This is a genomic window from Pseudactinotalea sp. Z1748 (assembly GCF_049725185.1).
Classification (GTDB): domain Bacteria; phylum Actinomycetota; class Actinomycetes; order Actinomycetales; family Beutenbergiaceae; genus CALKWS01.
In genome coordinates this window covers 645,617-660,796 of the sequence record NZ_JBMPQB010000002.1, presented here as the reverse complement: position 1 = coordinate 660,796, position 15,180 = coordinate 645,617, and the positions used below count along the sequence as shown (strand labels likewise).

Here is a 15,180-nt window from a genome sequence, read left to right as displayed (position 1 = left end):
CCCGGAGATCCTGTGTCAATGTCGACCGCACGTCCGATCCACTCCCGGCTCCGCCTCGCCGCCGTCGCCACCGCCGGCGCGCTCTTGCTGGCTGGCTGCAACCTGTTCGGCAACGGCGATGCCGAAATCGAGGACGATGACGGCGGCGGTACCGCCGCGCAGGCCCAGGGCGGGCACATCACCGTGCAGCTGACCAACTTCGCCCACATCGACCCGCAGTCGATCACCTTCGGGATGTGGCTGGTGCAGATGGGCCTGTTGGAAGGGTTGGTGCTGCAGACCGCTGACGGCACCGACGTTCGCCCCGCGATGGCGCAGGACTGGGACGTCAGCGACGACGGCCTGACCTATACCTTCCACCTGCGGGACGCGAACTGGTCCAACGGCGAGCCGGTCACCGCTGAGGACTTCGCGTGGAGTTACCAGCGCCTGCTCGACCCCGCCCGCGGCACCGGCGGGATCGCCACGGGTGACTCCTCCTATCAAGCGAACCTGGGCATCCTGAACGCCGCGGAGTACAACGCCGGGATCGTGGAGGATTTCGAGGAAGTCGGCATCGAGGCCGTCGACGAAGCCACCCTCGAATTCACCCTGGAGGCGCCCAACCCCGGGTTCATCATGGGCCTGACCTATCCCTCGATGCTGCCCCTGAATCCGGGCGCGGTCGAAGGAGACGACAGTTGGCAGCAGCCGGAGAACTGGGTGGGTAACGGCCCCTACAACCTGGTGGACTGGGTCTCGAACTCCTCCATGCGCCTGGAGCGCAACCCCGAGTACTGGGACAACGACAACGTCGCCCTGGACAGCATCGACGTCCAGCTCATCGAGCAGGGCTCCATCACCACCACAGTGCCGTACGAGAGCGGCGAAGTGGACATCCAAGCACTCGCCGAGCCCGCAGAGGTCACCCGGTTCATCAACGACCCCGAACTCAGTGAGCACCTGATCCTGCTGGAGAACTCCGGCACCACCTACGTCACACCACTGCACAGCCAGAACACGATTCTGCAGGACCAGGAGGTGCGGAGCGCGTTGAACCTGGGCCTGGGCCGGGAGCAGATCGCCGGCATCTCCGAACTCACCGAGCCCGCCGCCACGCTCCTCTCCCCCGCCACGCCTGACTGGGGCGAGGACCTGGCCGCCCACGAGCAGATGTGGGGTGATGAGGCGGTTGCCGAGGCCCAGCGGCTGCTTGCCGAGGCCGGCTACCCCGACGGTGAGGGCTTTCCGAATCTGACGTTGCTCGCCGGGGCCGACTTCCCGCAGCTGGACGCGATCGTGGACACCTGGCAGACCAACCTGGGGATCGATGTCACCAAGGATGTCGTCGAAGTCGGCGTGTACGTGGACCGACGCTATGACACCCACGATGAGGACTACTTCGGACTCTGGTACGGCTCCTTCTCCGGGATCAGTACCTGGCCCTACCAGGTCCAGCAACTCTGGGATCCGAACATGACCCGGGAGGCCGGGCTGGACATCGACTCCTACACCGAGCTCCAGGAGGTCCAGTCCGACGAATCCCTGAGTTCCAGCGAACGCACCGAGGCGGTGGAGCAGATCCGCCACGACGGTACCGAGCCGCTCGCGCGGGAGTTCGCCGAGCGCGTGCTCGACGCCCAGGAGACCGTGGACGAGAACGAGCAGCAGTCGATCCTGCGGGACGCAGCCGCTATCCGTGAACGCTCCGAACTGTTCCTGCCGGTGGTGTGGAACAGCATGTACTACATCGCTCAGCCGCATGTGCAGGGTCTGGAGCTGCGAGCCCAGGCCGACCGCTACTACTTCAAGGATCTGTGGGTGGACGAGGACGCCTAGAGACCAGCCCGCCGTCACCAGGCGGCAGATCGAACGAAGGAGCCCTGCGATGATGCCCGGATCCACACCAGGAATATCGCGACGCGCGATCCTGCAACTGGCTGCTGTAGGTGGCGTCGCCGGCCTGACGGCGGCCCGGTCCCCCGATGCTGCGGCGGCGTTCGGACCTGCTCCCGCGAACCTGACCGGAGGACCGGTGAAGACCCGTGCCACCTACTACACCCCGGAGCGAGTGCAGGCCGCCCGGGCCAATGTGGCCGAACTGGCGTGGGCGGGCCGGCTCCGCGATACGGCGGTGGCGGCGGCGCAGCAGGCCATCGATGCCGGTCCGGAGTGGTTGTGGGAGTCGGTTACCACCCAGGGCCTGCCGCGGAGTTTCGCGGTGAACCAGGACCTGGGTTCACCCATCACGGGAACCGAGATCTTCGAGTACGGCAACTATCCGTGGCTCGCCGATCCGTATGCGCAGCCATGGAAACTCACCGATCCCAGTTCCGGTTACACCTTCCCGACCAATGACTTCGCGGCCTTCTACGCCAGCGCGCTGGACGCGAACGGCAATTTCGACCGTGACCTCGGGGACCCGCAATACCTGGTGAACACCGCCTACCCGGAGCGGGGCCCGGACTGGGGCGTGGACGACGGTTGGGGATGGGTCGACGCCGACGGTGCGAAGTGGACGTTCTGCGCCTACTACAACCATTGGTTCCTCTGGTATGCCCCGTTGCCGGTCGGCGATCACGAATTGACCAGCATCCGGCGAGGGTTGGAGGCCCTACGGGACGCCTACCTCTACACCGGCGATCTGACCTACGCCCATCACGGGATCGTGCTGCTGGATCGGTTCGCCGACGCCTACCCCGCGATGGACACCTCGGTGTACACCGTCGCGGACGGCTACCGGAATTCCGACGGCGGTCGAGGCAGGGGCAAGGCGGTGGGGTCGATCTGGGAGAACGGCCTGGTCGGCAGCCTGATCACCGCGTACGACGCCTTCTACCCGGCCCTGAGCGAGAGTGATGAGGCAGGCGTGCTGGAGTTACTCTCGGCCAAGTCCGAACAGTACGGCCTGGCGCCCAAGGAAACCGTCGCGGACGTCCGCGCCAACATCGAGCACGGCGTGCTGCGCCAGATCTACCCGGCGGTCCGCAGCGCCCGGATCTTCGGCAACTTCGGGATGCACCAGAACACCCTGGCCCAGGCCGCCGTCGTGCTGGACGAGCCGGAGGCCGCGAAGGAATGGCTGGACTTCGTCTTCGCTGCCGGTGGTCTGGTCAACGAGGGCGGGGGCAACTGGTCGGTCACCGGTGGGAACGTCGCCCCCACACTGGTCGACAGCGTGGACCGGGACGGCTGGTACCAGGAGGGCGCGCCCGCCTACAACATCCTGGCCATCAACAACTTGCGGAACATGGCCGACACCCTCGACGGGTTCGACACCTATCCGGTCGCCGACGTCGCCAGTCATCCCAAGTTCGAGGCCATGGTCGCTGCCCGCCCGCGGCTGACCATGCTCTCGGCCTACACCCCCTCGATCGGCAACTCCGGGCAGACGGGCCGGCCGTTCCTGCTTGGCTCGCCCGACGACTACGTGCGCGCCTACGAGCGCTACGGGAACGTCGTCGATGCCCAGATGGCCTATCTGGTCAACGAGAACAGCACCGATGGTCTGCGCTCCGATGTGTTCAGCCCCGACGCCGCCGGCATCGAAGAGCACATTGCAGCGGTGATCGAGCACCACGGCCAACTCTCCCTGGGCAGCGAGGACCTCACCGGTTTCGGTCTGGCGATCCACCGCTCCGGGCACGGAAGCGCCGAACGGGCGATGACCACCTCCTACAGTTCGAATCACTGGCACGGTTATCGCACCGCCCTGGCCCTCGGCCTGTTCGGGCACGGCCTGGATCTGATGCCTGGCATCGGCTCGCCGGAGTTCACCGACACCAATGCGCGCCGGTTCGAGTGGGAGTCGAACACCGTGGCCGCCAATACCGTCGTCGTCGATGCGACTCCACACGCGTCGATGGTGGTAGGCCGTCCCTTGGGCTTCTTCTCCGGCGGTGAGGTGCACATGAGTGACGTCGAGGCACCGGGGGCCTACCCCGAGGCCGAGCGGTACCGGCGCACCACGGTTTTGGTCGACATCGACCCCCAGCACTACTACATCCTGGACGTATTCCGGGTCCGCGGCGGGAGTGAGCATGTCTTCTCCTTCCACACCGCCGAGGGCCCGGCCACCGCGAGCGGGGTCGATCTTGTCGAGCAGCCCACCGGAAGTTACGCCGGTGCGGAAGTCGAACCACCGGACCCGGCGGGCGAGCCCCGCCCGGGAGCCAGCGGGTTCGATTGGCTGGGAAACGTCGAGCGCGGCAGGCCGGAGGGTCCCTTCAGCATCGACTGGGACATCGTGGACACTTACGGCGTGCTCGACGGCGACCCGGACCTGCACGTGCGAATGACGGTGCTGAGCGACGTGGAGGAGGTCGCGCTCGCCGACGGCATTCCACCGCGGAACAAGCCCGGCAACCCCGAGTCGCTGCGCTATGCGTTGCTACGCCGCACCGGCGAGGACCTCGACAGCATGTTCACCTCGGTGTTCGAGCCGTTCGTCGGAGCCAGCGCGATCGCCCGGGTTCGTCCACTGCCCGTTCGTGGTGACGACACGGACGGCGTCGCGGCCGTCGAGGTGGAACTCGCCGATGGCACCAAGCACTGGCTCGTGCACGATCCCGACGGGAGCCGGGAGGTCACCGTCGATGACCGGGTCACGGTCACGGGAACCTTCGTGATCATCCGCTTCGACAGCGACCAGAACGCGGTCAGCATGGACGGCTACGGCATGCAGGACATACGCGACGGCAGTCGGCTGCTCCTCACCGGCCGAGACCGTCTCCAGAACCTGACCGGGGTGGTCACCGAGCGCAGCGAAGAGTTGGATGCCACCGCCACGATGACGGTCCAGTTGGATCCCTCGGTCGCACCGGTGGGTGGGCAGGACCTGGTGGGAAGGTACGCCTACGTCGACGACGACGGGGAGCCGAACGCGGTGTTCCGCATCGCAGCCGCACGCAGCCGGGGTCTGCACCTCGAGCTGGACGTGGACACCACGTTCGTGCGCGAGTACATCGATGCCGCAGATCCGGACGCCGGGTACGTCTACGACGTCGAGCCCGGTAGGCGGGTGCGCATCCCGGCGTCCGCGCACTGGGAGTCGTGACTCAGCACGACTGAGGCGGACGCGCGGGCGCGTCCGCCTCAGTCGTGTTCCCGGCTCCTCAGGTAAGGTCGGCCAGCAAGGTGCGTGCCTGCTCGCGCAGGTCCTGCTGTGCGACCTCACTGAGGGTGTCCGGCCGCTTGGGGTTGTCCAGGTGGCCGATGAACCGCTCCAAGGCGCGTGCGGCCGGGGTGGTGTCCCCGGCCTCCAGGTGCTGTTGCGCCTCCGTAGCCGCACTGGTCAGGCGATTCGTGATCGGCCCGGCCACGTCCCCGGACTCGATGTAACCCTCCAGGCTCGAGGTCAAGGCCTCGATCCCACCGGGCTGCTCACTGGCCTGCGGCACGATACGCAGCAGGGTGGTGGCGGCGTCGCGCGTGTACAGGTTGCCGTAATCGTCGATGGTCAGGAACGGCCCGGCCCCGTCAATCAGCACCTGCAGGTCCTCGGCCGCGCCGGCGCGCAGGGTTCCTGCCGGGTCGAAGCCGAAGACTCGCCCGCCCGCATTGCCGTAGATGGTGCCGTCGGATGCGGTGGTCATCTGGGCATAGTTGCCCGCGATCCGCGAGCCCGGCTTGTGATCATCGAAGACCTCCTCGGTGTGCACCCACTCCAGCGTCTGCGGGTCCATCCCCAGCAGCCAGCCCTCGGCGTAGAACCACACCGTGCCCTCCGCGTCGGTCGCCGAGGCGCTGACCGCCCGAAGGCCGGGCACCGGCAACTCGATCTCCTCGATCTCCTCGGTGCTCCCGTCGAAGACCAGCACGCTGGCCTCCTCCTGCAGCGGCAGGCTGGTGTAGGCGAAGAAGATGTTTCCGCCGCCGAAGATCCGGTCTCCGCTTCCGGTCAGGGTGTCCACGGACTGGTGACCGATCGGACCTTCGATGGTGTGGCACTCACCGGTGTCCAGGTCGAGCCAGCCGAAGGCACCGGCATCGGCAGCCTCCCCGGCCTGGGACCCGAAGTAGATCCGGTCATCGACGCCGAGCAGGCCGTAGGGACGGTTCTGACCGGCGCCGATGGTGCACTCCGCTCTGGGGGCCTGTCCGTCCTCGAGTTCGGCGGCCGTGAAGGAGGTGATCGTCCCGCCCGGGTAGTTGCCCTGGTAGATGCGCCCGTCATGAAGGATCATCTCCTCGGCTTGGCCACCGAGCTGCCAGGACTGTTGCCGGTCCCCACGCATCGGCGATTCCGCGGCGATTCCGCCGCCGAGGTAGCCGGCTGAGTAGATCCGCCCGTCCGCCCCGGTGGCCAGGCTGTTGATCCGGCGGGAGACATCGGGAACGTCCGGGACCTGTTCGACGTCGATCGTCTCGGTATCGATGTTGTAGCGGGTGAGGAACCCGTTCGCGTTGATCCCGACGAGGGTGGCGCCTGGCCACTGCGGGTCATCGAGTTCGACGATGTCCCACTGCCGGGCGAGGATGACCACGTCCTCGGGGAGTTGGGTCTCCTCCCCGGTAAGGATGTTGTAGCGGAACAGCGGCCAGCCCTCGTAGCCGGCCTTGGTGTAGTAGATGTGGTCGTCGTGGATGGGGCTGGAACCGGGGTGGGCCACACCGCGGATCTCATCGACCACCTCGACTTGCAGTTCGCCGTCGTCGGTACGCTCCACGTCGAGCACCACCAGCCAGTCGTTGCCGGCGCTGGTGGCGTCGCCGACCCAGGCCAGCACATGACCCTGGCTCATGACGATGTCCCGGACCTGGACGGAGTCCTGGATCTCCTGATCGAGTAACGGCGCGAGGTTCTCGCACTCGTTCGTGTCGATGCTGCAGGCGAACAGGTTGACCTGATTTCCGGTGCCCACGAACACCGTGCGGCTGGCCTCGTCGTAGCCCATGGAGCGGGTGTAGTTGGCCTCATCGGTGAGCGGCATCTCCCCGAGGATGCCGGTGAACCCCTCGCCCTCGGTGAACGTGTAGACCGAAGCCCCGGGATAGCCGTCGGTTGGCTCTCCCCAGCCGCCACCGTAGGCGTTGCCCTCCTCATCGAAAGCGACGTTGAAAGCGAAACTCCAGGCCGGGATGTCCGGCTGGCCGGCGTTGACCGCCTCCTCCTCCCCGGGTGTGTACAGCCACAACGCGCCGGCACCATAAGTTCCGACGTACACGGTGCCGGTGACCGGGTTCTGGTTCACCGCCCAGCCTCCGGTGGCACCCGGTAGCCGTACCGATCGGGTGACCTCCCGGGTGAGGATGTCCGTGGCAATGAGGATCCCCGGATCGTCCTCGCTGCCGGTGGCCATCCCCCAGATCACGTCCCGGCCGTTCTCATCCACGCCCGCCTCGCTGGAGAAGAACTGCGGGCGCTGATTGATCTGCGCACCGAGGCTGGTGTGCGCGGCGCTGATCAGGACGTTGTCCAGGCTCACCGCGCCGGTGGCGGCGAGTTCAACCTGAACACCGGCGGCGTCCTCCGGCGCGTCCGCGTCCACGCGCAACCGCTCGGGATCGGCATTGCCGCGGGCGGAGTCCAGCACATCCCCGTCACCATCGAGCCAGTGCAGGTTGAGCAGCGCCTCACCCTCCCCGGTCACGTCCGCCCAGGCGGTGTAGCGCACCCCGCCCTCGATCGGTACTGCCTCACCGAGGGCACCGACCTGGTCGCACGCACCGCTCGCATCGATGGCGAGCGCCTGGGCCCCGTCGGTGGACCAGTCCGTCGTGACGGACAACGCCGCAGCGCACTCCTCGCCTGCGACGCCACCGTTGCCGTCCGAGACGCTCCACCCGGCCAGATCCTCCTCGAAACTGTGATTGGTCACGAGCGTGTCCCCGTCAACGACCGGGGGATCGTTCTGCGCGTGCGCCGCTACCGGTGGCACCAGCAGCGCCGCGGACAACAATGCGGCAGCCGCGAGCGCGCCCGCTCGGGGAACGGGAATCTGGTCACGCGTCTTCGCGTCCGATTCAGACATGTCTCTCCTGACTTCGGTGATGTTGATCGAGGTGGTCGGTGTCCGCGCTTGCGCGCCGTGATTCAGCAGCTGATCCGGGCAGGCGGGCTAGGCCAGGCCGTCCAGGATCGTGGCGGCCTGGTCTCGCAGGTCATCGCGGGCCTGGTCGCTGAGGTTGTCTTCCTCCTTCGGGTGATCGAGGTGATCGATGAACCGCTCCAAGGCCCGGACGGCCGGGAGGGTGCGCTCGGCCTCCAGGTGCCGCTGGGCCTGATTGGCCGCACCGGTGAGTTGGTCGGCGATCGGGCCGGCCACGTCCCCGGACTCGAGGTAGGCCTCCAGGCTGGAGACCAGGGCCTGGATCCCACCGGCCGGCTCGGCAACCTCGGGCACGATCCGCAGCAGGTCCGTGACGCCGTGGCTGACGTAGAGGTTGTCGTAGGCGTCCAGTGTCAGGTGCGCACCGGCTCCGTCGAAGAGCACATGCAGGGTGTCCTCCGCCGAACCCGCTCGCGCTGCCCGTTCGGGGTCGAAGGCGAAGACGCGGCCCGCGGCGTTGCCGTAGATGGTGCCGTCCGTGCCCGCCACCATCCGGGCATAGTTGCCCGCGATGCGGTCACCGGGCTTGTGGTCGGGGAAGACCTCCTCGGTATGCGTCCATTCCAGTGTGTCGGGGTCCATTGCCAGCAGCCAACCCTCGGCGTAGAGCCAGACCGTGCCATCTGCGGCAGTGACGACGGCATTGATGGCCCGCAGGTCATCGACGGGCGGTTCGATCTCCTGGATCTCCTCGGAGGCCTCATCGAAAACCATGAGCGTGGCCTCGTCCTGCAGCGGCAGCCCGTCCCAGCTGTAGAAGATGTTCCCGGCACCGAAGACCTTCCCGGCGCCGGATGTCACCGAGTTGATCGACTGGTGACCGATGGGCCCGGCGATAGTGGCGCATTCGCCGGTGGCGGAATCGAACCATCCGAAGGCGCCTCGATCCTGCCCTTCGCCTGCCTGGCTGCCGAAGTAGATCCGGTCGCCCGAACTGTGCAGGGCATAGGGTCGGTTCTGGCCGGCGCCGATCGTGCAGTCGACCCGGGGCTGGGATCCGGCCGCCAGTTCCTCGGCGGTGAAGGAGTTGATCGTGCCACCGGGGTAGATCCCCTGGTATATCCGCCCGTTGTGCTGCAGCATGTGCTCGGCCTGACCGCCCTGCGGGAATGTCTCATGCTGGTCATCGCGCATCGGCACGGCCTTGCCGATGCCCCCGGTGAGGTAGCCGGCGGAGTAGACCCGCCCGTCCTCACCTGTGGCCAGGCTGTTCACCTGTAGCGCCACGTCGGGAATGTTCTCGGCCGTGTTGCTCTCGAGGTTGCCCGTCTCGATGTTGTATTTGACCTGAATCCCGCCGGAGTTCCAGCCGACGACGGTCGGTCCCGGCCACTCGGGATCCTCGAGGTCGATGACGTCCCAACTGCGGGAGAAGATGCCCGTCGGGGCGTCGAGTTGGATCTCCTCTCCGGTGACCACGTTGTAGGAGAACAGCGGATTGCCTGCCTCGTTCATGTTGGCCTTGGCGTAGTAGATGTGATCGTCCACCACCGGTGTGGAGCCGTTGAAGACGACCCCGGCGATCTCATCGACCACGTCAACCTGCAACTCACCGCTGTCATCGCGGTCCACCTGCAGCACGAGCAAGGCGTCGTTGCCGGTGCTCGCACCGTCACCGGCCCAGGCCATCACATAGCCACCGCCGGCCCTCAGGCCGTAGACCCACGGCCGTTCCTGCAACTCCTCACTGAAGAGTGACGTCAGGTCCACGCACTCGCCGTCGTCAATGCCGCAACCGAAGAGGTGCATCTGAGTGCCCGTACCCGCAAAGACGGTGCGGCTGACCTCGTCATAGCCCACGGCACGGGTGTAGTAGGCGTCATCGACGAGCGGCAGGTCACCGAGCACTCCGGTGAAACCCTCTCCCTCGGTGAAGGTGTAGATCGAGGCTCCCGGGTACCCATCGGTCGGCTCACCCCAACCACCGCCGTAGGCGTTGCCCTCCTCGTCGAAGTCCATCTGGTAGGCAAAACTCCAGGCCGGGATATCCGGTCGCCCGACGTTGACCGCCTCCTCCTCCCCCGGGGTGTACAGCCACAGCGCGCCGGCACCGTAGGTCCCGACGTAGACGGTTCCGGTCACAGGATTCTGGTTGATCCCCCACGCGCCTGTCGCACCGGTGAGGCGGACCACCCGCGTGACCTCATCGGTGAGGATGTCGGTCACGGTCATCACCGCCCCCACCGCTGGTTGAGCAGTCGCCACGGCATAGGTGACGGCGCGGCCGTTCTCGTCCACGCCCGCAGTTGACCCGAGATAACTCGCACGATTGGTGATCTGGTCCGCGAGCACGGTGTACTCGGCGCTGATCAGCACGTTGTCGGCGTTAACGACACCCGTGGCGCCGACCTCCACCCGCACCGCGGCCGCGCCCTCGGGGGCGAGCGCAGCCACACGCAACCGACCACCCTGGACCTGACCGCGCTCCCCGGCCCCGTCGATCAGGTCGCCATCGCCGTCAAGCCAGTGCAGTCCCAGCCACGACTGACCCTCGCCGGTCACATCGGCCCACACCGTGTACTGCTGGCCGGGCTCAACCGCGGACGCTCCACTGAGTGCTCCGGCCTGCTCACAGCCATCGATGGCATCGATCGCCAGCGCCTGAGCCCCATCGGTGGACCAGTCCGTGCTGATGGACAACGCATCTTCACACGCCGCACCGCCGCTGTCCCCATTGCCGTCGGAGAGGCTCCACTCAGCCAGACCCTCCTCGAAGCTGTGATTGCTGATCAACACATCGCCCTCGGCGATCACCGGGGTGGGGTCGGCGTGCGCCGGAGCCCCACCCGGAGGCACGAGCAGCGCAGCCGACAGCAGCCCGGCAGCGGCAAGCACACCACCTACCCGGACCTGGTCACGCTTCTTCTCGACCGAACCGGACATGTCTCTCCTTCGGTGATGCTGGGCGAGGCGTACGGCGTCAGCGCCTACGCGGTGTGGTTCAGGTAGGCGATACCGAGGGCGTGCGAGCCCTGGGAGGGTTCCAGCGGCTCGGCCTCATAGACGCGCCGCACATGATCGTGGATGGCGGGATCCACGTCATCCAGCATGAGCCACCGGGCTGACTGCACCGCGTTGGCCGGCGCGGCGTCCTGGGTCCCGTCCACGCGGAACCAGACCGAGTCCTCATCGCGGATCACGTTCTGGGTAAACGTCGTCGCGAGTTGTTGCCGCATACCGCCGAGGTCCTCGATTCCGGCATCGTGCACGCTCTGGAGGAACTCCAACGTGATGGCGGCGTGGCTGATGTCCTCGGCGACCCGGATGCCGGAGAACCACGGGGTATAGGTGGACAGGTCCTCCTCCACCGTGTACCCGCGGTACTTGGCACCGTAGGGCTGCCAGTACGGCCAGATGATCGCGTCGCCGTCGGACTCCACGCCCGCACGGAAGGATCGCATCATGGCTTCCAGGCGCCTGCGCAGCGAGGCCGTGGGGGTGAGGTGGTAGAGCTCGGCATACACCGCACCCATCGCGTGCCCCTGGTTGTAGGGCTGCATCAGTCCGTCCCACGGAATGGGCGCGTTCCTGGCCCACCAGAAGTCGCCCCGGCCATGCTCATCGACGGCGAACTCCTCCCAGTGGAAGTCCACCGCCTCCTGAACCGCTCGGCGCACACGTGCGGCGAACGCCTGACGCCGGGCGTACCGGGGCGATCCGAGGACGGTGCGCACGTAACGGGCCAACGGTCGCACCACCATGCCGGTGTGCACACTGAAGACGTAGAACTGCGGCTCGAAGTCGATCGAAGAGGCCGCCACCCGGTCGCTTTCGTCGTGACTCTCGCGATGATCGAGGGCGGTCCAGCGCCTGGTCCCGTTGAACAGGGCATGAACCGCGTCGACCACGTAGTCCGGCGAGGCAGGGTCAAGGCTCACGCCCGTGAGCGTCTCGGATGAACTGGGGTGGGAGAGTTCAAGATCGAAGCGCTCACCGGAGACGTTGGTGACAGTCGCGCGGGCCTCCGCGGACCGCACCCCGGCCCAACGGATCTGGATGCCGGGTGACCCGTCGGACAACGCGAACTCGGCGTGTCCGGCCGTGTAGTTGCCGGCGGCGCGCCACCCCGGGCCGGAGACGCCGCGGTAGTCGGTGACACCGCGCGCGGCGTCGGTGCTGGCCAGCACATGGCGCGCCCGCTCCTCGAAGGTGTCCAGGTAGGCCTCGTCCTCGTACCGCTCGTACATCAGCAGCAGGCCGAGGAGATAGTAGGACTCCCCCCAGGCGTACAACCCTGCCTCGTTGTGCTGGGCACCCAGGTCCAGGTAGGCCTGCTCCGCGACGGCGAAGGCTTCCGGCGAGGTGTAGTCCAGCATAGCGGCCGGGGCGGGTGCGCCGAGGGCGTCCGGTGCCCTGCCCAGGAGTGCCAGGGCCAGTGTGGAGGATCCACCGACCATCAGGCTGCGGCGGCTCAGAGTTGGGAGGGACATCATCGACCTTTCCGTCACGCTTCATTTACGGTGATCCCAGGACAGTATTAGAGCCTGACCGTAATGGTCAATAGATCCCGTGGAATCACATGGGCCGGGAGTGCGGCGAACCACCCTCCCGGCCCACCCTGCTCATGGCCGCTTGGCTGCGTGGACCTTCGACAGTGCCGCACCGATGTCCGCGACGTCGTCATCGCTGTAGTTCTCGTTCCAACCGATCACCAGCAGGCGCCGGTCGATCAGATCCTCGGTGTTGGGGCAGAGCCCAGGAGCGTAGTCCGGCACCGCAGTGGCGGGTGGTACCAACAGCGGATACCCGGACTCGCCGTATGTGCGGCGCTCGGTGAACACCGGTGTCAGGTACAGCGGGCGGACGATGTAACCACCATTGGCCGGGATTCCCTCGGCAGCCAGCGCCCTGGCGTAGTCGGGTGCGTCACCTCCTGCGTTCTCAGGATCGATAAAGATCGGGAACTGCCAGTAGACGGTTCCGCGCGGGTCTGCGGCACTGAGGCCGTCCAGGCCGGCGACCGTCCGGGTCAGGAGGGCGGCCGCACGCTGCCGGTCCTCCACCACACCGGCGAGTCGGGGCAGTTGTGCCCGGGCGACGGCCGCCTGCATTTCGGTCATCCGGTAGTTCAGTCCGAGGAACAGGTGGCTGCGCTCATCGGTGTCCCGCGGCCAGGCCTTGTCGGCGAACAATCGGGCCCGTCGGGCCAGATCCACATCATCGGTGATCGTCAGCCCGCCGTCACCGGCGGTGATGTGCTTGGACTGTTGGAGACTGAAGCAACCGATATGGCCCACCGTGCCGGCCAGCGCGGCATCGGGCCCCACCGTCGTCAGGTACGCCTGGGCGCAGTCCTCGATGACGACGATTCCCAACGGGTCCGCCAGCGCGCGCAACTGGGCCACCGGGGCCGGTTGACCGAAGAGGTGGACGACGATGATCGCCTTCGTGCGGTCGGTGATGCGGGCCGCGACGGCGTCGACGTCCAGGTTCCCGCTTGCCGGATCGACATCAGCGAAGACTGGCACCGCGTTCTGCGCCAGGATCGGCAGCACGGTGCCGGCGTCCGACAGACCCGTGGTGATGATCTCGTCACCAGGCTCAGGATCCACCGCGGCTACGGCAAGATGGATGGCCGAAGTCCCCGATCCCGAGGCGACGACATGATCCACGCCGTAGTACTCGGCGAACTCACGCTCGAATTCGCGGGTGACCGGCCCGACGGTGGAGTTGAGTTGGCCGCTCCGCAACACATCGAGTACGGCCTCCTCCTCAGGGGTTCCAATCCGACGGCCGGACGCGTTGGATACGGTCGGAAACGGACGGTCACGGACAGGTTCGCCACCATCGACGGCAAGGCGATTAGGCATCTATGCCTCCTAGATCGGTTGATCGGGCATGACTACCCTATCGACGTTCGCAATTATTGTCGCTAGCCTAATGCCATATCCGGACAGCCGAAATGGAGAACACCCCTGATGACCTCGACGCTCGCTCTGCACGGCGGTTCCGCCGCACTGGCCGATGTGCCTGCCCTGCCTCGCTGGCCCCAAGGCGGACAGGAGGAGGAACAGGCACTCATCGATGTGCTCCGGTCGGGCGCATGGGGCAGCACCCACGGCGATGTGGTGCGCTCCTTCGAAGGCGAGTTCGCGCAGTTCCAACAGACCAAGCACGCGGTCGCCCTCGCCAACGGCACCCTTGCCCTGGCTGCGTCCCTTCGCGCCACCGGGGTGGGCGTGGGTGATGAGGTGATCGTGCCCCCGTACACGTTTATCGCAACCGCATCCGCCGCCCTGTTCGTCGGTGCTATCCCGGTCTTCGCCGATGTCGACGAGCACACCCACCTGCTGGATCCGGGCGCGGCCGAAGCCGCGATCACCGAACGCACCAAGGCAATCATTCCCGTGCACCTGGCCGGAAACGTCGCGGACATGGACGCGTTCGCGGCGATCGGTGCGCGTCACCAGGTGGCCATCATCGAGGACGCGGCCCAGGCAGTCGGGGCCCAGTGGCAGGGACGCGGGGTCGGTGCCGTGGGCGACGTGGGCACCTTCAGTTTCCAGACGTCGAAGAACCTCAGTTCCGGTGAGGGCGGGATCGTCACCACCGACGACGACGCGCTGGCCGCCTCCCTCTACTCGCTGGTCAACGTCGGGCGGGTGCCCGGTGGAGGCTGGTACCAACACGACTCCGTCGGGTACAACCTCCGCCTGACCGAGTTCCAGGCAGCCATCCTGCGGGTCCAGTTGCGCCAGCTCCCCGAGATGCAGAGCAAGCGGGCCGCGAACGACGCCCTGCTCCGCGAACTGCTCTCCGACGTGGACGACGTGCAGATCGCCACCCCGGATCCGCGGGTCACCAGCCACGGGCACCACCTGTTCATCTTCCGAGTGCCCGAACTCGGGGCCCGGGGCAAGCGTGATGCCGCAGTCAAGGCACTCGCAGCCGAAGGTGTGCCCGGGGTCTCGCCCGGCTACGTCCCGTTGCACCGGAACGAGGCGGTGGCCAACGAGAGCCGCGCCCTGACCGAGCGTCTCGGTCAGCCGTTACCGCAAGCGGCCTGCCCGAATGCCGACCGCGTCTCGTCCGACACCATCTGGCTGCCGCAATTCTCGCTGCTCGGCTCCAATGAACAGACCGAGGCGATCGCCACCGCGATCACGAAGGTCGCCGCGGCCAGCAACGATCTCTGACCCCACGCGACCTG

General features: G+C 67.0%; 7 protein-coding genes. 3 read left to right on the top strand and 4 right to left on the bottom strand.

The annotated features are described in order from the left end of the window. Positions 1-18 precede the first annotated feature (18 nt). The gene (locus ACO0LU_RS07325) at positions 19-1,818 is read left to right on the top strand and encodes a peptide ABC transporter substrate-binding protein (RefSeq protein ID WP_424790741.1); all 1,800 of its coding nucleotides are present in this window, start codon (positions 19-21) and stop codon (positions 1,816-1,818) included. A gap of 49 nt (positions 1,819-1,867) precedes the next feature. Then, positions 1,868-5,035, top strand: coding sequence for a hypothetical protein (locus tag ACO0LU_RS07320; RefSeq protein WP_424790740.1), 3,168 nt, complete (start codon positions 1,868-1,870; stop codon positions 5,033-5,035). A gap of 58 nt (positions 5,036-5,093) precedes the next feature. On the opposite strand, the gene ACO0LU_RS07315 is transcribed toward ACO0LU_RS07320, so the two are convergent. From ACO0LU_RS07315 to ACO0LU_RS07300, 4 genes are all read right to left on the bottom strand, one after another. Beyond that, positions 5,094-7,952: an FIMAH domain-containing protein gene (locus ACO0LU_RS07315; RefSeq protein WP_424790739.1), complete on the bottom strand. Its 2,859-nt coding sequence runs from the start codon at positions 7,950-7,952 to the stop codon at positions 5,094-5,096. An 87-nt stretch (positions 7,953-8,039) separates the two neighbouring features. After that, on the bottom strand, positions 8,040-10,913 hold the full coding sequence (locus ACO0LU_RS07310; protein WP_424790738.1) for an FIMAH domain-containing protein: 2,874 nt from the start codon (positions 10,911-10,913) through the stop codon (positions 8,040-8,042). A gap of 44 nt (positions 10,914-10,957) precedes the next feature. Continuing rightward, entirely contained in the window at positions 10,958-12,460 is a 1,503-nt protein-coding gene (locus ACO0LU_RS07305) for a hypothetical protein (protein ID WP_424790737.1), read from the bottom strand. 132 nt (positions 12,461-12,592) lie between these two features. Further along, positions 12,593-13,840 (bottom strand): DegT/DnrJ/EryC1/StrS family aminotransferase, encoded by a 1,248-nt coding sequence (locus ACO0LU_RS07300; protein WP_424790736.1) that lies wholly within the window; start codon positions 13,838-13,840, stop codon positions 12,593-12,595. Positions 13,841-13,948: 108 nt separating this feature from the next. On the opposite strand from ACO0LU_RS07300, the gene ACO0LU_RS07295 reads away from it, so the two are divergent. Beyond that, complete coding sequence (locus ACO0LU_RS07295) at positions 13,949-15,166, top strand: DegT/DnrJ/EryC1/StrS family aminotransferase (RefSeq protein ID WP_424790735.1); 1,218 nt, start codon at positions 13,949-13,951, stop codon at positions 15,164-15,166. Positions 15,167-15,180 lie beyond the last annotated feature (14 nt).